Raw genomic sequence first — 19,462 nt, 5'->3', positions numbered from 1 at the left:
CTTTTTTTAAGTTGTACAGCTTTAATATCCCCATAGATTATATGATTTTTGATTGAATTTTGGAAGACTTTTGCAATAACTTGTAACAACCTAATATAGTGTTTTTCAGTAACATGAGGTACATCGGTAATGGGTAATTGTAAGGAGTTTTGAGTAGCGGATGGGGGCAAGTATGTTTTGAGTTTTGACAGTTATTAATTCAAAACTCACTGGGGCGGGCACTCAGGGGGAACGCATCTTATTGAACACTGTTAATCAGTGGTGAGTATATTTTGAGATAAATTCACCATTCAAAGAAGCTACCGACACGCTTTGTAATGACTTTAGTAAGAAAACAGTAACTGATTAATGGTGGTTTTTACGCTTCTGCTAATTTTGAGACAATAAAACTATTACAACCACTGTTTCCAAGTTGTATAAGAGTTAATAATGAGTTATTCGTGAGAATTTAGTTAACTGCAACAGCGAGGATTTTGGTCAAATAGTCATCATCCCACCCGGCTCGAAGTCGCTTATTTTTTGCTCCAGTTTTTGAAGTTTTCTCTTGATTCAAAAGATTGAGCGAGATGTGTCTAATCATAGCAAAATTTTGCGGAGCATTATCTTTTATAATCCGACACTCATCTTCACGAAAACCCACATCTAATACCCAATGTAAAGAATTTTTAATTCCCCAATGGCTGCGGACGGATTCACCCAATTTTTGAGAATTATTTGGTAAACTACTAATGTAATAACGAGTTTCAAGAGTTGTTTTTCCCTTCACTATTCTCACGGATTCTATCATACCTATACTCTGAAATTTCTCCCATTGATTGTCGGGGTCAATCAGCTCTTTGATGTCACTTAACATGGTTGTGATGTAGAATTTCTGAGCGACCGTGCTTACTCTCTTTATTCGACGAATAAGCTGTATGTATAAATCCCGAAAATCCTTGTCTAATTGCTTGTTTAAACAACTCTTCTACTCTGGCATACAAGGAGGGTTGGTTCTTTTTTAAGGTGATTACATAATCTTCTTCTTGTTCGACAATTGACTTCACAATTGACCTCTGACAGCCCATAGCATCAATCGTGACAATGCTTCATTTAATTCTAATACTTTGAGTAAAGCCGGAATAGCTGTGATTTCATTAGACTTTTTATCAACCTTAACTTGTCCTAAAACTAATCTTTGACTCGTCGCCCAAGCACTGACCATATGAATTGCTTTCTTATCTCCTCCCCGTGAGTAAGAATGGCGAAGAGTTTTGCCATCAATTGCGATTACTTCTCCGGGATTGAAGCAACTAATAGATTGAATCCAACTCAAAAAAAATTTCTGAAATTGCTCCGGTTTGAGCCGAGAAAATACTCGCGCAATTGTATCATGTGAAGGTATGCCATTCGGCAATTCTAAAATTTTCTTTAACCATTCGTATTTAGCTCGCCCGTAACTTTCAATATCCACCCATGTATCAGCACCACAAATCACGGCACAAATTGAGAGGGTGATAATATCAATTAATTGATGATGTTTCGTCCGCTCAATTCTTGGATCTTCTAACTAAGAAAAATGGTCGGCGATGGTGATTTTAGGTTGAAGTTTCATACAGGTAAACCCTAATTAAATGTTTTGTAATTACTCAATAATTTTTCTCCAATATACCAGATTCTGTTAACATGAAATTTAGATGCGTTCGCCCTGGCCAAGGCGGGTCAATCCGCTCGAAGTGAAAGTGAAAGGGGAGGGACTTAATGCCTCCCATGTCATGTCATAAATGACTATACTTTTACCAGCTATAAAGGATTCTTGACGCTCCTCGGACTGAAGTCACGAGGATTCTTAAGATGTTTCCAACTTAATATCCCTGTTTCCAGGGTTCCCAAACTCCTCACGTTTGCTCAATCGAGCGTGAGGATATCTTTTGGGCGTTTAGGCGTTAACGCCAGGTAACGCGAGAGTCCCCGCGTACCAAATTCAAAGCTCGATCACGAATAGTTTTTGCCGCACCGATATCGGCGTGTTCGTGGTATCCGCATTCAGTGCAGATGAACTTTTCACCATCTCGGTTAGACTTTTCGGTATGACCGCAATTCCGACATTCTTGGCTGGAGTGTTTGGGATTAATTTTAATTAGGACCTTTCCTTGCTTTGCAGCCAGATACTCGATCTTCAAAATTAATTCGCCCCACCCTGCGTCAGAAATAGAACGGTTTAAACCTTTCTTTCTTGATTGCCCATTTCTGAGAAACCTACCTGTTTTTTCGTCAACCTTCACCCGACATCGACGCATCATGCCGGAAACGTTCAAGTCCTCCAAAGCAATCGCGTCAATATTGCGGGCCACTATTTTGTTGGCAATTTTCCATTGGTATGCTTGGCGCTTGTCGCTAATCTTTTGGTGAAAAAGCCCTAGTTTCTTAGCTGCTTTCTTGCGATTTTTACTGCCCTTTGCTTTTCGACTAACCCGTTTCTGTCTAATCTTTAAAGTTCGCTTAGCTTTTTTGGTGGTTGAAAACTTTGGATTTTCAATTTGATTGCCGTCTGAGAGATGGACTAATTTTGTAATTCCCATATCGCCGCCAATCACTTTAACCACATCCTTAATAGGTCTTGTCGTGTAGTCGGGGACAGACTTGTCCTCAATGCGGACGGATATATACCAGCCATTTTGGCGCTTCCTTACCGCACAAGCTTTAATGGTAAAGCCGCTGGGAATTGGGCGCGAGTTATAAAAACGCATCCAACCTAACTTTGGTAAGTAGATTTTATTGCCTTGTATTTTTACTCCCATCACGAAGGTGAAGGAAGTAAAGTTGCTACGGTTCTTGAATTTAGGAAAACCACGCCCGTCGAAGAAATTCTTATAGGCAGTGTCCAGTCGTTTGACGTTCTGTTGTAGAACTGTCGAATCTATCCCAGCAAACCAGGGTCTAGCTGCCTTTAATTCGGGTAACGCGGTGATTTGAATGTCGCCTGGATTTCGTCGAGGGTTTTTAACTTTCCCCTCTTTATCTGTTTTGTCTATTTTCCAAGGTTCCCCAGTGGCACCGCTTTTACTAACACAAGTCGTCAGCGGACAGGCTTCACTTTTTGTCCTGATGTCGCAATAGTTACCTTGAATGAACTGTTGACTGTATTGAGTGATTCTGTCATTGAGACACCAGTTTAAATGGCTTCGCAACATATCCACCCAATTGGACATTTTTAAGACTTGTGTTTGATTTGGACGCAACTTGTATACATAGTTTGTTAACAAGTTAAAATCCTACTTTTTGAGCTACTATCAGTTTACACCAAAACAACGTTCTCTCTAAAATTGTCATATATCTTTATGGAAGAGATTCAATATTTACTGTTACTAGCAAAGCCGTCCTATAAGGACGGGGTTTTAGACCCAATTCTTTGATAAAAACTGGTACGTCACGTCGCGTTCAAAACATTGTCAGAAATCGCAATAACTTTAAAATCTTAAATCAAAAATTGGCAATCGGATGACGATCGCCCGTCCAGCTTTTAAAATGGACGGGTGATTAATCCTTTTTGACCAATGAATCCTATCAAATTCGGTACAGATGGCTGGCGCGGCATCATTGCTGACGATTTTACATTCGATCGCGTAGCGTTAGTCGCTCCCCTAGCGGCACAAGTTCTCGCACAAACCGATGGTAGCGATCGCAGCAGCGGTACCGTAATTGTCGGTTACGACCGCCGATTTCTGGCTGAAGAATTTGCCTTCACAGCGGCTGTTGCCGTCCAAAACGCAGGATTTGACGTGCTGCTGAGCGAATCCTACGCCCCCACTCCAGCTTTCAGTTTAGCTGCCAAACAATTAAATGCTTTGGGTGCGATCGTCCTGACCGCCAGCCACAATCCCGGTGCATATTTAGGGTTAAAAGTCAAGGGCGGATTTGGCGGTTCAGTTTCCCCCGAAGTTACTCAACAGATAGAAGCCAAACTCGAAAATCCGGCGGCACTTTCAGAAACTCCCGGCAAATTAGAGAATTTCAATCCTTGGCCGGCTTACTGCAAAACCTTGCGGCAAATGGTAGATATTGAGGCGATTAAAGAAGCGATCGCCAGCGGCAAAATTACAGTATTTGTAGATGTAATGCACGGTGCCGCCGCCGGAGGATTAGCTCAAATTTTAGAAGTTCCGGTACATGAAGTCAACAGCGATCGAGATCCGCTGTTCGGCGGCGGTGCACCCGAACCTTTACCCCGCTACCTGTCGCAGTTATTTCGGGTGATGCGTACTCACCAGCGAAAAAGTTCTGGTTTGTCCATCGGATTTGTATTTGACGGAGATAGCGATCGAATTGCAGCCGTTGACTCTAGCGGCAACTTCCTCAGTTCACAAATCCTAGTTCCCATCTTAATCGAACATTTAGCAAAACGGCGCGGCTTGACCGGGGAAGTCATCAAAACAGTCAGCGGTTCAGACATAATTCCCAAAATTGCCAAGCTGTACGACTTGCCATTATTTGAAACGCCGATCGGTTACAAGTATATAGCCGATCGAATGTTAAGCACCCAAGTCTTAGTCGGCGGCGAAGAATCGGGAGGAATTGGCTACGGTACACACATCCCCGAACGAGATGCTTTACTGTCAGCGCTGTACTTGTTAGAAGCCGTGGTCAAATCCGGGGAAGACTTAAGCGAAATTTACAGCCGACTGCAACAAGAAACAAGCTTTACCTCAGCGTATGACAGAATCGACTTACACCTAGCCAACATGGAAGAAAGGTCGCGTTTGCTGTCGCTGCTGCAAAATCAACCCTTAACAGAAATCGCCGGCAAAGCAGTTGTAGATTGCAACAAAGTTGACGGATATAAATTCCGTTTAGCTGACGGAAGTTGGCTGTTAATTCGGTTTAGCGGAACAGAACCCGTGTTGCGGCTGTATTCAGAAGCAGCGACATTGAAAGAAGTCATGCAAAACTTAAACTGGGCGAAAGCTTGGGCGCATAATTAATCGGATTTTTTAACCGCAGATAAACGCAGACAAACGCCGATAAATTGATATCAAATCTCTCTTTCTCTGTGTCCTCTGCGCCCTCTGCGGTTAAAAAAAGTATTGCCCTAGCCATCCTCCCATCAATTGTGAACTCTTTCTCTTCCCTTCTCTTCTCTTCTTCGCGTCCTTCGCGTCTTCGCGGTTCGTTAAAAAATCTTACTCACAATGAAATACTATTGCTATATCAGATTAATTTTAGGATAAAAGAAGATGGCTTACAGCGATTTCAGCCTTGCGAGAGTCAAAAAAGATTTTGGATTAACCTTAGATGAAAGTCGCAATTTATTTGCCGATACAAAACCAGTTTTACCCTCCGAAATTTTAACAACAATCCTGATTGATTATGTACCGCTAGCCACTTTTATTTCCACAGAAAAAGCTCGATCGGAATTTTTGATTGCCCCGATATTAGCAGAAGTTCGGCGATTGTCAAACAAACGAGTTTCTCTTTTTTCCGGTAAGGATTTTACTGTAGATCCAGAAAGAGGTTTGCAAGGATTTTGTGATTATATTATTAGCGGTTCTTCAGAACAATTGTTCATCAGTGCTCCGGTTATAACAATTTTTGAGGCCAAAAAGGAAGATATTATTGGCGGTTTGGGTCAATGCGTGGCTGCAATGGTAGCGGCTCAATGTTTTAATCAAAACCAAGACACTGAGGTCGATCGCATTTACGGCGCGGTGACGACGGGTACTAACTGGAAATTCTTGATTTTGGAGGAAACTACTGTTTATATCGATCCGATTGAATACTATATTCAAGATGTTGATAAGATTTTGGGAATTTTGTTGCAACCATTTCCCCAATATGTTTGTTAATATGGAGCCGTAAGTTTTAACAGAAATAATGACCGATCGCAAATTGCTAGTTGTAGCTACGGGCAATCCGGGTAAACTCAAGGAAATGCAAGTTTATCTTCAGGATTTGGGATGGGAATTGGAGCTCAAACCGGAAGAGTTGGAAATCGAGGAAACAGGCGAAACTTTTATTGCTAATGCTTGCTTGAAGGCGTCTGAAGTGGCGAAAGCAACGGGCAAATGGTCGATCGCCGACGATTCTGGTTTAATGGTAGATGCACTCGACGGCCAACCTGGGATTTACTCGGCACGCTACGGGAAAACCGATGCTGACAGGATATCTCGACTTCTCAAAGAATTGGGAAGCGAACAAAACCGGGAAGCACAATTTGTTTGCGCGATCGCGATCGCCCGTCCCGACGGTACAATTGCCTTGCAAGTAGAAGGAATTTGCCGAGGCGAAATCCTCCACACTCCTCGCGGTACGGGAGGTTTCGGATATGACCCCATTTTCTACGTACCCGCACAGCAACAGACTTTTGCCGAAATGACACCGGATATCAAGCGATCGCACTCTCACCGCGGCCGAGCCTTCCACGCCTTATTACCACAAATGGCGAACCTTGTCAACCCATAATGACGAAAAAAGCTAAAACATGGGGTTACTGTGGCATTGGATATTGACACTTAGGTCTCAAAATTAAACAGGAAAGAGGTTTTTCGTTGGCAATGACAGTTACCAATGCCCAATGCCCAATGCCCAATGCCCAATGCCCAATGCCCAATGCCCCAGTATCTTAGATTGCCTCCAAGTTCTTTTCCCCAGTCCGAATCCGAATAATTTGTTCTACAGGAGAGATGAAAATCTTGCCGTCGCCAATCTCGCCCGTGCGGGAAGCCGCGATAATTTTATCAACCACCATGTCAACCTGATCGTTTTCCACAACAATCTCGACCTTGAGCTTTTGCAAGAACTCAACGGTGTACTCAGAACCGCGATAGCGTTCTGTCATGCCCTTCTGACGGCCAAAACCTCTAACTTCAGAAACAGTCATCCCCACAATACCAGCATTGACGAGTGCGATTTTCACTTCGTCTAGTTTAAAGGGGCGAATAATAGCTTCAACCTTTTTCAAGTTTCTCACTCCTAACAGTTAGTACCTTCGTTATATTACTTAAGCGGCGTGACATCTTTTAATATCACGGCCAACAGCAAGTATTTTGTCAAGTATATTACCCTATCTTGTACTCGCGATGAAATGCACGCCAACCTTTAACAATATTCTCGGATTGGCCGGGGGCGCGGGATCTCGGCTCCGGCCGATCGCGGTAGAGTTAAGAAGACTGCAGCAGCCGTCCCCCGCCGATCTGCTAAAACAGAAAAAGAACCTAGGAGACAGGAGTTTTCCGAGTTTCCGCTTTGCTATGTGAGATTTGCACGTATTGCTGAAAACTATAATTGCCAGAGGCGGTCAGTTAAACTATTCCTATGCACCCAGCTAGCCCTCCCCCTGACCGCAGCGGGCTTGATGCCCTACTGAGAAATCGCCCCTTCCTCGCCTTGTGGACGGGCCAGTTATTGGCCCAAGTGGCGGATAAAATCTTTTACGTATTGCTGATTATTTTGCTGAAAACCGGCGACTACCGACCCTGGCCTGTTTCTTGGCAACATTCGGAAAATTCTATGCTGTCAGCGGTGATGATCGCCTACACCGTGCCGGCGATCGTATTTGGTTCCGCAGCCGGTATCGTCGTAGACCGCTTTTCCAAAAAGCAAATGCTGATTGCCTGCAACGTGATTCGAGCCGCGTTGATTGTAGCTTTGCCGTTTTTGCCCAAAGCTTTTGTCGTTTTGTTGACGATGACGTTCTTAATCTCTACCGTAACGCAATTTTTTGCTCCGGCAGAGCAGGCTGCAATCCCCCTGACCGTAGGGCGAGAGGGACTGATGTCGGCAAATGCGCTGTTCGCCTCGTCCACAATGGGCGGGATTATTGTCGGGATGACGATCGGCGAACCGCTGTTTAGTTGGGTCAAACACAGCTTCGGAGCAGCTTCTCAAGAGTTTTTGCTCGGCGGGTTGTACCTGATATCTGCAGCTTTGATCTATACCATGCGGATCAAAGAAGCTCATGCCGGCAGCAGTGGCAAAAACGTCCATCCTTGGCAAGACCTCAAAGAAGGTTTGCGGTATTTGAAACACAATCACCTTGTCAGCAACGCAATGGTGCAGTTGACGATTTTGTATTCCGTGTTTGCTGCGCTTCAGGTGCTGGCGATCGCGCTTTCAGGCAAAATAGGTCTCAAAGAAACTCAATTTGGCTTTTTGCTGGCTGCAGCGGGAGTCGGAATGGTCTTCGGCGCAGCCTTTTTGGGACACTGGGGTCATCGAATGCACCACAAACCTTTGCCTTTAATCGGTTTCTTGATGATGGGTTTTGTATTAGCAATGTTTGCCTTTACTCGACAATTATGGGTGGGATTCGGATTGAGCGCTCTGTTCGGTTTTGGGGCTTCCTTAATTAACGGCCCGATGCAAGCTCTGATTCAAGAAAAAACTCCCGAATCTATGCAGGGAAAAGTTTTTGGCTTGGAGAACAATGCGATTAATATTGCTCTGAGCTTGCCTTTAGCACTGACCGGCCCGCTGACGGATGCTGTCAGCCAAGCCGTCGGCTCGGATGACCTCGGCTTGCGGATCGTGTTGCTGAGTTTGGGCTTTTTGGTCTCGGTGATGGGCATGGCAGCTTGGAAACATACTCGCAAAGTCTTGCAGGATGTTCTGTAAACTTTGCCAAGAAGGAAGTTCGGCAACGGATTGTGTAACGGATGTAACGGATGTCAGGAAGAAGGAAGAGGGAAGAACAGGGGATTGGCGTCAACTTAAGGTCAAAGGTAGTACCGATCTACTGTTTGACCGAAAGCATCCAGGATACAAGCCCCCGGATTCATTCCGAAAGCAGACTCAGGACCCAGAAATAAAAAACCTGTATCCGATAAAGGAGCCCCCGAATTTATCCGTGGGGTCAATGCTAAAATCTAAAATCTAAAATCTAAAATCTAAAATCGATTGACGATGATTGTCCCGATCCCCTGAGAGTCGGAGGGAACCGGAGTATTCTCTTTAGTTTCCCTTCTTAACGGGAATGGGAGCGGGATCGACACTCGCGTCTAAACAAGATTTATCATGGGTTTTAGGCTAGTGTTGACACCAATGGTAAGAGGGAAGAGGGCTTTGTTTCGGCGATCGATCCATAACATAGCAACCGCCCTGATGATTAGGACGTTCTTAATTGCTGAAACGATTGTTTTTCTTGTCGAATGCCGAATCACGAATGCTATACAAGCGTCATATCACGGTAAACCGGCATAGAAACCGCGATTTCCTCTGTTTATTTTCTTCCTCTGCTGTTCCACAATGTCTCGATCGGGCGAACCCTCTCCGAGCGCGAAATCTTTCGTAAAATCTCACCACTTAAATTTTCATAGTTTCATTAATTAAGATTAAAGTAGTAGAAAAGCTTTCATTAAAAATCATAATTAGTTTAAGGAAGGAAATTCTGTGCAACTAAAAACTAAAGTGACCATCAGACGTGCAACTGGTGGATTTGCTCTAATTGACAGCTTGATCCGCCACGGCGTCAAGCATATTTTTGGTTATCCCGGCGGCGCAATTCTGCCGCTTTACGACGAACTCTACCGCGCTGAAGAAACCGGGGCTATCAAACATATTCTGGTGCGACACGAGCAAGGCGCGGCTCACGCGGCTGACGGATACGCCCGCGCTACCGGAAAAGTTGGGGTGTGTTTCGCTACTTCCGGCCCCGGCGCAACTAATTTAGTGACGGGGATTGCGACGGCCCACATGGATTCGATCCCGATGGTTATTATTACCGGTCAGGTTCCCCGTCCGGCGATCGGCACTGATGCGTTTCAGGAAACAGATATTTACGGGATTACCCTGCCAATAGTCAAGCATTCCTATGTAGTGCGCGATCCGAGAGATATGGCGCGAATTGTGGCAGAAGCTTTCCACATCGCGAGTACAGGGCGGCCGGGGCCTGTTTTGGTTGATGTACCCAAGGATGTGGGTTTAGAAGAATTTGACTATCTGCCCGTGGAACCCGGATCGGTGAGAATTCCGGGCTACAGGCCCACGGTGAAGGGAAATCCCCGGCAAATTAATCAAGCAATTTATTTGCTGCAGGAAGCAAAGCGTCCTTTGCTTTATGTGGGCGGCGGGGCGATCGCAGCGGGGGCCCACGAGGAAATTAAGGAACTGGCCGAACTTTTCCAATTGCCGGTGACGACAACGCTGATGGGCAAAGGTTCCTTTGACGAAAACCATCCTTTGTCGGTGAAAATGCTGGGGATGCACGGCACTGCTTACGCTAATTTTGCCGTTACCGAGTGCGATTTGCTGATTGCTGTCGGGGCGAGGTTTGACGATCGCGTGACGGGCAAATTAGACGAGTTTGCCGCGCGCGCTAAGGTGATTCACATCGATATCGATCCGGCGGAAGTGGGCAAAAATCGCGGCCCTGACGTGCCAATTGTGGGAGATGTCCGCCAAGTTTTGCTCGATTTGCTGCGCCGCTGTCGGGAAACTGGAGTTTCGGGGAAGGCCGGACAAACTGCGGAATGGCTGCACAGGATCGATCAGTGGAAACAGGACTATCCGTTAGTTGTGCCTCATTACCCAGACATTTTGTCTCCGCAAGAGGTGATTTCGGAGTTGGCTACTCAAGCGCCGGATGCTTACTACACAACAGATGTCGGTCAACATCAAATGTGGTCGGCTCAATTCTTGAACAACGGGCCGCGCCGCTGGATTTCGAGCGCTGGTTTGGGCACGATGGGTTTCGGGGTGCCGGCTGCTATGGGCGCGAAAATGGCGCTACCCAATGAGCAAGTGATTTGTATTGCTGGCGATGCTAGCGTGCAAATGAATATTCAAGAATTGGGAACACTAGCACAATACGGCATTAATGTCAAGATTGTGATTGTAAATAACGGCTGGCAAGGCATGGTGCGGCAGTGGCAGCAGGCGTTCTACGGGGAGCGTTATTCCTCGTCGAATATGACTGTGGGGATGCCGGATTTTGTGATGCTGGCTGAAGCTTATGGCGTGAAGGGGATGCTGGTTTCGCAACCGGAGGAACTCAAAGATGCGATCGCTCAAATGCTCGCTCACGAGGGCCCGGTGCTGATGAACGTCAAGGTGACGAGGGATGAAAACTGCTATCCGATGGTAGTTCCAGGTAAGAGCAACGCTCAAATGGTTGGTTTGCCCGATCGTAGCAAGTTGCAATCTGCGGAGTTGATTTATTGTCCGAGTTGCGGCGCGAAGAATGTTTCCAGCAATAAGTTTTGTCCTGAGTGCGGGACAAAAGTTTAAGTGAGTTTATGAAGTAGGGACTTAGGCAGTGCCTATTAGTCTCAACTTAAGTTCAAACGTAGTCATAGACTGCTGTTTATCGTCGAGGCCAGATCCCCCCTAGCCCCCCTTAAGAAGGGGGGAACCGGAGCGAGCTCAAAGTCAACCCCTACTCCCCTTCTTAAGGCAGGGCTGTTTCATTCTCCCCAAAAACATGAATTTTGTAGGGGTAGTGCCCCCGTGCCTACCCCCGATCTAGAGGATTCGATCGGCAGATCAGACCAAGAGGGCCGGCACGGGGGCACGGCCCCTACTGAGAATGAAACAGCCCTGCCTTATTAAGGGGGATTTAGGGGGATCTGGCCTCGGATAAAAGCGAGAGAGACAAGCGCTCTCAAAGTCCCCCTTATTAAGGGGGATTTAGGGGGATCTGGCCTCGGATAAAAGCGAGAGATACAAAGGTTTCAGACTTAAGTTGACACCTATCGGCAATGCGATGTCCTTACCAGGCTCTGCTGTTTCACATTTAACACCATCTCCGCTGGCATCGCATCGAGAGCTTTAATGTGTAATCTCTAAGCATATTTTATGAGCCAGTGTCTAAACCCTGATTGCCTATTCCAAAACCAGTCTGGCTTTACAAAATTCTGTCAAAAATGTGGGAATAAACTGCTATTGGGCGATCGCTACGGAGCCCAAAAAATTATTGGACAAGGGGGATTTGGGCGCACTTTTTTAGCCGTTGACGAGTATAAACCATCTAAACCTCCCTGCGTTATTAAACAATTCTACCCCCAATTTCAAGGCACTTCTAGTATCCAGAAAGCTGCTGAGTTATTTGAGCTGGAAGCAGTACGCCTAGAACAGTTGGGTAAACATTCTCAAATTCCCGAATTGTTAGCATATTTTAGTCAAGATGGACGGCAGTATTTAGTCCAAGAATTCATCGACGGTGAAAATTTAGCCGAAGCACTAGAATCTAAGGGATATTTTAGCGAAACGCAGATTCGCGACTTGCTTAATAATTTATTGCCAGTATTTGAGTTCATTGATTCCCGCCAAGTAATTCACCGAGATATCAAGCCAGAAAATATTATTCTTCGGCCAGATGGCCAACTGGTTTTAGTTGACTTTGGAGCCGCGAAATATGCGACACAAACGGCTCTAGGGCTAACGGGAACGAGAATCGGGACGGCTGGATATATGGCACCAGAACAAGCCAACGGCAAAGCTATTCATGCGAGTGATATTTATAGTCTGGGTGTCACTTGTCTGTGTCTGTTAACTCAGGTTGAACCGATTGATTTATTCGATGATAGCGAGTTTGAGTGGGTGTGGCGAGAACACTTAAAAACATCTGTCAGTTCGGAACTGGGTCATATTTTAGATAAAATGATACAACCGGCTATTAAAAAACGTTATCAATCTGCTACTGAAGTTTTGCAGGCTCTTGCTTCTCAATTACCTCAATTATCAGCTCAAACACCTCCACCGACACCGCCACCAGACTCGCTTAAATCAGCGCAGGGTGTTGACTATACTCGTCTGCGGGATTTATTAGCAGCAGGAAAGTGGAAAGAGGCGGATCAGGAAACACTCAAAGTGATGTTAAAAGCTGCTAGACGGGAGAATAAAGGTTGGTTAGATGTGAAGTCTATCGAGAATTTTCCTTGCGATGATTTGCGGACGATCGACCAGTTGTGGGTAAAATATAGTCAGGGTCGCTTTGGTTTTAGCGTCCAGAAAAAAATTTGGTTGGAAGTGGGCGGCAAAGTTGATTGGGATACTGAAAAGAAGCTAGGCGATCGCGTCGGTTGGAGAAAAGGAGGCAGTTGGTTGGACACAAAAAACCTAACCTATAATAAACAAGCACCAGAGGGCCACCTCCCTAGGCAACTGTGTGGGTGGTGGGGTGGGTTCCGGGGTTTGGGTGTGAAGTGGCGTTATGGTTCTTCTCTCGCATCGAGAAATGTAAGCTGTAATATATAGCGATTTCAGCCCTTTGTTAAGCCTTTTTTTAAGGATATTTTTCTACGAACTTATCGGAGTTTCGTCAGTTCAATACCTGCTAGTTATATTAATAATAAATGCCAATAAAAGTCAGAGATATCATTAAACAACTAGAGGCAGGATGCAAATAAAATTTGTGGTTTCGTCAAATATAGGAAAATTCGCGGGAGTGGCAAATGAATCTTTATTTGGGAATAGATTTCGGCACGACTGGCGCGCGATCGACTGTCATAGACTCCCAGGGTACAATACATTGTGAGACCGAATATACTTTTGCCAACAACGGGCAACAACAGCCTGAATTGCCCTCGGTGTGGCAAAATGCGCTGTGGGATTCGATCGAGCAAATTCCCCCAACAATCCGCAATCAGGTAAGGGCGATCGCCATTGACGGTACATCCTCCACTGTCATGCTGTGCAATACCGACGGTATACCAGTATGCGAACCGATTTTATACAATGATGCGCGCGGTGCAGCGGTGACAGAGAGATTGCGGGCGATCGCGCCGGATAACCACACAGTATTGAGCGCTACATCGAGTCTGGCAAAACTCCTGTGGTGGCAGGAGGGCGGGCACGGCTGGTGGCAGGAGGGCGGGCACGGGGGCACCGCCCCTACAGTTTTCCTGCATCAAGCTGACTGGCTGGCTTTCCTGCTGCACGGGAAATTAGGAATTAGCGACTATCACAATGCTTTGAAACTCGGTTTCGATGTTGATACTTTGTGCTATCCCAATTGGCTGATAGAGGGAATTGCGGGCGGTGCAACTCCTGAATTGCCGCAAGTTGTCGCACCGGGCACGCCTGTGGGGGAAGTGAGAGCTCAAGTGGGCGATCGCTTTGGTTTTCCCCGTGATTGTATGGTTTGTGCTGGCACAACCGATAGCATTGCAGCATTTTTAGCAAGCGGTGTCAATTTACCAGGGGAAGCAGTAACTTCTCTCGGTTCTACACTAGCAGTCAAACTGTTAAGTCATACCCGCGTAGATGATTCTAGATACGGGATTTACAGTCATCGTTTCCCCCCCTTTTGTAGGGGCGGTGCCCCCGTGCCCGCCCTGGCAGGCGATTTGTGGTTGGTTGGAGGTGCTTCTAATACCGGAGGTGCGGTGCTGCGGCATTTTTTTACTGATATTGAGTTGGATAATTATAGCACACAAATTGATCCAGAACAAGAGAGTTTGCTGGATTATTACCCATTGTTGAAAAAGGGCGATCGCTTTCCGATTAATGACCCGAATTTGCCGCCCCGACTCGAACCGCGTCCCACTGATTCAGTGCAATTTCTGCACGGTTTGCTAGAAAGCATAGCGCGGATTGAAGCGCGGGGATATCAATTATTGCAAGAATTGGGGGCAACTCCTTTGACAAAAGTTTATACTGCTGGCGGCGGGGCAAAAAATTCGGTTTGGAGTGCGATTAGAAAGCGTTATTTAAAAGTACCTGTAGTAACGCCAATTCATACTGCGGCTGCTTATGGAAGTGCGTTATTGGCGAAGCAGGGAACGCAAATTTAAAGGTGGAAAATTTGGACTGATATCGCTCTCGATTCAAACTAAAATGATAGGAAGCCAACATTCTAATATATTGTGTTAAGTTGTTATCCCTAAAAATTAAGGACAATGGCAAAGCTACCTGATGACATCCTGAACACAATTTTCACATTGCAGCGGCGGCTAGTGGAAATCCTCAACGAGACAACCGCTACAGAATACATTTTAATGCAGCAGTTTGGCGAGACAGAAGCGACACTCCCCGAACTAGAATCTCTTGATAATGTTAAGGAAAGGTTGAGAAACCCTTACAATCGTTTGTACAGGCTTTTGCAGCAGGTAGCAGAATCTCAACCCGCTGCGACTGCGGATACGTTAAACTTTCTGTATAGAACGATAGAACAAACAGAGGCGGCTGTCGATGCCTCAGAAGCAACTCTCCGAGAAATCAAAATGGATTGGAATTTGCCATGAATCAACAACCTAGAATCCCCGACGCTGAAACCAGAAAGCGACACGTTGAAAAGATGCGTGAAGTCTGCCAACAGCTTGACGCTTTGACTCTAAACCTGGATGAATTAATCGCCATATTTGAAGCTGATAACCGCCGCCAGCGTCGAGAACGTTTGGCGGGTAAATACAGGCGTGTGGAATCTCAGGTAGTCGAATAAGATATGAGATGTTGCATCATTGTTAATAAGTCTTTTATGAACAGCCAAGATGCCTGTTCCACAAAGAGTGAATTTTCTTGTGGAACAGGCATCTTGCGATGTTGCATTATTGTTAATAAGTCTTTTATGAACAGGCAAGATGCCTGTTCCACAAAGAGTGAATTTTCTTGTGGAACAGGCATCTTGCCTGTTCTTGAGAAGGGTGCAAGATGTGAGATAAGATCGATCGAGGGGCGATTCCCTACGGGAGAGTCTTGAATCATTTCTTTTGAGTCCCCTCTGTTCGGACGCAAGGTTGTGTAGTAACGGTTTTAACCGCCGACTCCGATCGGGAGTTTTCAACCCGGATTTGATATATGCTAATTTTGGCGCACCATCCACACTAAAAATCCCAATATTTTATCTACGGGAGGTAGCGGATAGTCGGTAAGATCGATCGTCACTATTTGCCCTTCCAGCTTGAGAAACCGCCAAGCTGTGCCGCTGGAAACGCTGCCGTAGATGGCTGATATCGAGATCCCTTTCGCTTCATTAAACCTCTGGGCCGCCACCATTTCAGCAATACATTGACCCAAACCTACTTTCAAATCTCCTTTTTTAGCTTCTACCATCACAATTGCTGGGGCTTCAATGTCTAATTGTTCGGGGGAACGGCTGATGAGAAAATCGCAAACTCCTGTAAGTCCCACAGCAGCATCGACATTAAATTCCTCACCCGAAAACACGCTGATTTGTTGGTTCAGAATCCTGCGAACTTCCAGCAATACAGGGTTGATAATAGCTTCAGAACGGGCTTTTTCTGTGCTAGTAGCGATCGCCCAAGGCAAATTTGTCTCCAGCATGGTCTGCAAGGCTGTTGCGGGTGCGATCGGCTCGATTTCCGGCAGAAATCTGATTCCTTCGACTGCTGTGAGATTGAAGGCTTCTTTAACTTTGCCGATCGTTGTAAATTGACTGTAAGGCATAAAATCTGATGTTGTTTTTATTTCTGCTTTTCTATTACACTCGCTGCAACTTAGCTGTTCTCGGATCGATGATTTTTCTGCCCAAACCTGAAAACTTAATTGCCAGGTTAGTTTTATCGCCTTCCCCTAAAACGTGCGTAATTTCTCCAACTCCAAAAGCATGATGAAAAACCCGATCGCCCGTTTGCCAATCCGCCGATTGTCCATTGTTTCCCGATTGAGAACTCCCGGAATTAGCTGCTGAATTATTACTTTTTCCCTTAGATGTAGCCGTTTTCCCCGCTTTAGTTTTCTTCGCACTTCCAGCCAGCAAATGTGTCGGTAATTCCCCTAAGAATAGCGAAGGGGTGCAGTGTTCCCGGAAGCCTCCCCAGAGGCGGCGTTCGCGAGTGTGGGTGAGAAATAGCAATTCCTGGGCGCGAGTGATGCCGACGTAGCACAAACGGCGTTCTTCTTCGATCGCTTTCGGGTCGTCCAAACTGCGGAAATTCGGAAATAAACCCTGTTCCATTCCGACTAGAAATACCACGGGAAATTCTAACCCTTTTGCTGAGTGCAGCGTCATCAGCGACACGCGGGAATCTTCTTCCTGCAAGTCATCTAAATCGGATGCTAAAGATGCTTTTGCTAAAAATGATGTTAGCGTCGGTTCTTCGTTTTGTTCTTCAAATTGTAGCACCGCATTGTACAATTCTATGACGTTTTCTATGCGATTTGTGGCTTCGTCGGTTCCTTGATTTTTCAAATCTTCAATGTAGCCTGAATCTTGGATAATTCCTTGGACAATTTGCGAAGCCGGTAGAGTTTCAATTTGCGATTGCCAACGACCAATCATTTCGGCAAACTTAATAATAGCTTTTGCCGATCGCCCTGCGAGAGTATTGACAGAAGATTCATCGCTGAGGATTTCCCACAACGGAATGCCCAATTGAGTTGCAGCGTCTTCGATTTTGGAAAATGTGGTATCCCCAATGCCGCGACGGGGAGTATTGATGATGCGTTTGAGGCTGACGCTATCGTCGGGATTGGCGAGCGCCCGCAGGTATGCTAGGATATCTTTGATTTCTTTGCGATCGTAAAACTTCAGGCCGCCGACAATATTGTAAGGAATGTCTAAACGCATTAACGCTTCTTCAAAGGAGCGAGATTGAGCGTTTGTGCGGTAGAGAATCGCAAAGTTACTGCCGTTTTCGTATTCGGAGTTTTGGCGCTTCAAGGAATGAATTTGACCTGCTACAAATTCCGCTTCATCTAATTCGTTGTCGGCGCGCCAGACAACAATCGGAGCTCCCGGTTCGCGAGTCGGGCGCAGAATTTTCTCGATCCGTTCAGTATTGTGTTCGATCAAGTGGTTCGCGACTTGCAGGATGTTTTCGCGCGATCGATAATTTTCCTCTAATTTTACCATCGTCCGAGTTTTTTCGTCGGACAAACTATCTCCAAAATCCTCTTGAAATTCCAGCAATATGGTATAATCTGCCATCCGAAAACTGTAAATTGATTGATCGACATCGCCCACGACAAAAATCGAGCGGTTTTGCCATTTATCGAAGCTTTTCGGGTCGGCGTTATTTGTCACCAACATCCGAATCAAATCGTATTGAGTGCGGTTAGTATCTTGGTATTCGTCAACTAAAATATGGCAAAACTTTTTATGCCAGTAACTTAATACTTGCTCGTTTTGGCTCAAAAGTTTAACGGGGACGAGGATTAAATCGTCAAAATCTAGGGCATTGTTGGCTGCTAAAGCATCTTGGTAGCGACTGTAAACATCCGCAATCACACGGCCTCGATAATCCGGTTCTGCTGCTAGGTATTCTTGAGGCGACAAGCCTTTATTTTTAGCGTTGCTTATGATATAGCGGACTTTGCGCGGGTCAAATTTCTTGTCGTCGAGGTTCAGGATTTTGGTGACAATTTGCTTGACGAGACTTTGAGCATCTGATTCATCAAAAATCGAAAAGTTTTTCTTCCACTGGCGGCCTTTTTCGTCTTGGTATTTTTCAATATCGTAGCGGAGAATGCGGCCGCACAAAGAGTGAAAAGTCCCCATCCAAATGTGTTTGGTAATTCTTTGGTAAATTTGCGATCGCAATTTCGTCTGCACATCCGGGGCTAAGTCTACCAAAGGTTTGCCATATTCGGCTTCAGCTTGCTGAGTTGCCAGCAATTTCTCAATTCTTTCTTTCATCTCCCTGGCGGCTTTATTTGTAAATGTCACCGCCAGAATATTTTCAGGATCAACTCGATGCGTGCGAACTAAGTTAGCAACTCGGTAAGTTAGAGCTCGGGTTTTGCCGGAACCAGCGCCCGCTACTACTAACAGCGGCCCGTTATAATGGGCGACTGCTTGGCGCTGAGATGGGTTGAGGTGGCTGAGGAAATCAGTGGTTTGAGTCATAGCTAGAAAGTTAGTTTAATTTTTTAAGGGGTAAATAATACTTGGTATGCGATACTGCGAGTTTTTTTAACGTAAGGTGCGCCTAGCGCACTCTATATTATAACTAGAACGGTGATTTTTAAAACTTTAAATATTTTTGGCTCAAAGGAGTTGTTTAAGGTAAGGTGCTCGGCGCGCACTCTACACAATAACTAGATAGGTGATTTTTTTTAACGTTTAAATATCCGTGTCAGCCAAATTGCTGCTAATATTCCCAAGCCAATCCAGATGGCAATAATCACAACAGCGACAGCCCTATTTATCGGTTTTCCCCGCTCTATTTCTACGGCTGCTTTTTCCCGACACTCGGCTAAAACCTGTGGCGGAATCATCTTCAGTACCAGCCAAATTCCCAAGGGTACAATTATCAAATCGTCCAAGTAGCCGAGAACTGGTATGAAGTCAGGAATTAAGTCGATCGGGCTAAAAGCGTAGGCCACCGTAAGGCCGGCTAAAATTCTGGCGTACCAAGCTACTCTCTGGTCTGTACTGGCTAAATAAACGGCGTAAGTCTCTTTTTTTAGTCGGCGGGCAACTTGTTTTAAGGATTGCATTTTTTAACAAATTTACCGTTTTTTAATAATATTTAAAAGGAAGGAAGAGTGGCGCAGGCATTGTCAGGAACCAGGTTGGTTTATATATTTATCGTTTCTCAACCTCTTATTTTGCCCCGAACACCGGGTTTCTTTGATCGAGCCTCCTGCGGAC

At 45.5% G+C, this 19,462-nt stretch carries 14 protein-coding genes and 1 pseudogene; 9 read left to right on the top strand and 6 right to left on the bottom strand.

Annotation, left to right across the window (positions count from 1 at the left end):
* Positions 1 to 448: 448 nt before the first annotated feature.
* Both QUB04_RS02090 and QUB04_RS02085 read right to left on the bottom strand, forming a co-directional pair.
* A pseudogene (locus QUB04_RS02090) lies at positions 449 to 1,591 on the bottom strand (ISAs1 family transposase).
* A gap of 331 nt (positions 1,592 to 1,922) precedes the next feature.
* Positions 1,923 to 3,188 carry a transposase gene (locus tag QUB04_RS02085; protein ID WP_333280435.1) on the bottom strand — a complete coding sequence of 422 codons (1,266 nt, stop codon included), beginning with the start codon at positions 3,186 to 3,188 and terminating at the stop codon, positions 1,923 to 1,925.
* 345 nt (positions 3,189 to 3,533) lie between these two features.
* On the opposite strand from QUB04_RS02085, the gene QUB04_RS02080 reads away from it, so the two are divergent.
* The 3 genes from QUB04_RS02080 to rdgB all read left to right on the top strand — a co-directional run bounded on the left by QUB04_RS02080 (position 3,534) and on the right by rdgB (position 6,435).
* Positions 3,534 to 4,958: a phosphoglucomutase/phosphomannomutase family protein gene (locus QUB04_RS02080; protein ID WP_333280433.1), complete on the top strand. Its 1,425-nt coding sequence runs from the start codon at positions 3,534 to 3,536 to the stop codon at positions 4,956 to 4,958.
* A gap of 252 nt (positions 4,959 to 5,210) precedes the next feature.
* Positions 5,211 to 5,819, top strand: coding sequence for a hypothetical protein (locus tag QUB04_RS02075; RefSeq protein WP_333280431.1), 609 nt, complete (start codon positions 5,211 to 5,213; stop codon positions 5,817 to 5,819).
* Between the two features lie 28 nt (positions 5,820 to 5,847).
* Positions 5,848 to 6,435, top strand: a complete 588-nt coding sequence (gene rdgB / locus QUB04_RS02070; RefSeq protein WP_333280429.1) for an RdgB/HAM1 family non-canonical purine NTP pyrophosphatase — start codon at positions 5,848 to 5,850, stop codon at positions 6,433 to 6,435.
* A gap of 160 nt (positions 6,436 to 6,595) precedes the next feature.
* Here rdgB and QUB04_RS02065 read toward each other — a convergent pair whose 3' ends face one another.
* Positions 6,596 to 6,934 (bottom strand): P-II family nitrogen regulator, encoded by a 339-nt coding sequence (locus QUB04_RS02065; RefSeq protein WP_006633346.1) that lies wholly within the window; start codon positions 6,932 to 6,934, stop codon positions 6,596 to 6,598.
* 353 nt (positions 6,935 to 7,287) lie between these two features.
* Here QUB04_RS02065 and QUB04_RS02060 point away from each other — a divergent pair, with 353 nt between their 5' ends.
* The 6 genes from QUB04_RS02060 to QUB04_RS02035 all read left to right on the top strand — a co-directional run bounded on the left by QUB04_RS02060 (position 7,288) and on the right by QUB04_RS02035 (position 15,349).
* Positions 7,288 to 8,586 carry an MFS transporter gene (locus tag QUB04_RS02060; protein WP_333280427.1) on the top strand — a complete coding sequence of 433 codons (1,299 nt, stop codon included), beginning with the start codon at positions 7,288 to 7,290 and terminating at the stop codon, positions 8,584 to 8,586.
* A gap of 774 nt (positions 8,587 to 9,360) precedes the next feature.
* Positions 9,361 to 11,196, top strand: coding sequence for a biosynthetic-type acetolactate synthase large subunit (ilvB, locus tag QUB04_RS02055; RefSeq protein ID WP_333280425.1), 1,836 nt, complete (start codon positions 9,361 to 9,363; stop codon positions 11,194 to 11,196).
* 567 nt (positions 11,197 to 11,763) lie between these two features.
* Positions 11,764 to 13,164 (top strand): serine/threonine-protein kinase, encoded by a 1,401-nt coding sequence (locus QUB04_RS02050; RefSeq protein ID WP_333280423.1) that lies wholly within the window; start codon positions 11,764 to 11,766, stop codon positions 13,162 to 13,164.
* Positions 13,165 to 13,361: 197 nt separating this feature from the next.
* Positions 13,362 to 14,702, top strand: a complete 1,341-nt coding sequence (locus QUB04_RS02045) for an FGGY-family carbohydrate kinase (RefSeq protein ID WP_333280421.1) — start codon at positions 13,362 to 13,364, stop codon at positions 14,700 to 14,702.
* A gap of 105 nt (positions 14,703 to 14,807) precedes the next feature.
* On the top strand, positions 14,808 to 15,152 hold the full coding sequence (locus QUB04_RS02040) for a hypothetical protein (protein ID WP_333280419.1): 345 nt from the start codon (positions 14,808 to 14,810) through the stop codon (positions 15,150 to 15,152).
* Positions 15,149 to 15,349 carry a hypothetical protein gene (locus QUB04_RS02035; RefSeq protein WP_015174854.1) on the top strand — a complete coding sequence of 67 codons (201 nt, stop codon included), beginning with the start codon at positions 15,149 to 15,151 and terminating at the stop codon, positions 15,347 to 15,349. The genes QUB04_RS02040 and QUB04_RS02035 overlap by 4 nt, the downstream gene beginning before the upstream one ends.
* 359 nt (positions 15,350 to 15,708) lie before the next feature.
* Here the strand turns inward: QUB04_RS02035 and QUB04_RS02030 are convergent, their stop codons facing one another.
* From QUB04_RS02030 to QUB04_RS02020, 3 genes are all read right to left on the bottom strand, one after another.
* Positions 15,709 to 16,314 carry a hypothetical protein gene (locus QUB04_RS02030; RefSeq protein WP_333138692.1) on the bottom strand — a complete coding sequence of 202 codons (606 nt, stop codon included), beginning with the start codon at positions 16,312 to 16,314 and terminating at the stop codon, positions 15,709 to 15,711.
* A 34-nt stretch (positions 16,315 to 16,348) separates the two neighbouring features.
* Positions 16,349 to 18,715 (bottom strand): DNA helicase PcrA, encoded by a 2,367-nt coding sequence (gene pcrA / locus QUB04_RS02025; protein ID WP_333280417.1) that lies wholly within the window; start codon positions 18,713 to 18,715, stop codon positions 16,349 to 16,351.
* Between the two features lie 209 nt (positions 18,716 to 18,924).
* Complete coding sequence (locus tag QUB04_RS02020; RefSeq protein ID WP_333280415.1) at positions 18,925 to 19,308, bottom strand: YkvA family protein; 384 nt, start codon at positions 19,306 to 19,308, stop codon at positions 18,925 to 18,927.
* Between the last annotated feature and the right edge of the window lie 154 nt (positions 19,309 to 19,462).

It is taken from the genome of Microcoleus sp. D2_18a_B4 (assembly GCF_036702475.1).
Taxonomy (GTDB): Bacteria; Cyanobacteriota; Cyanobacteriia; order Cyanobacteriales; family Microcoleaceae; genus Microcoleus.
This window is presented reverse-complemented; position numbering and strand designations above follow the sequence as displayed.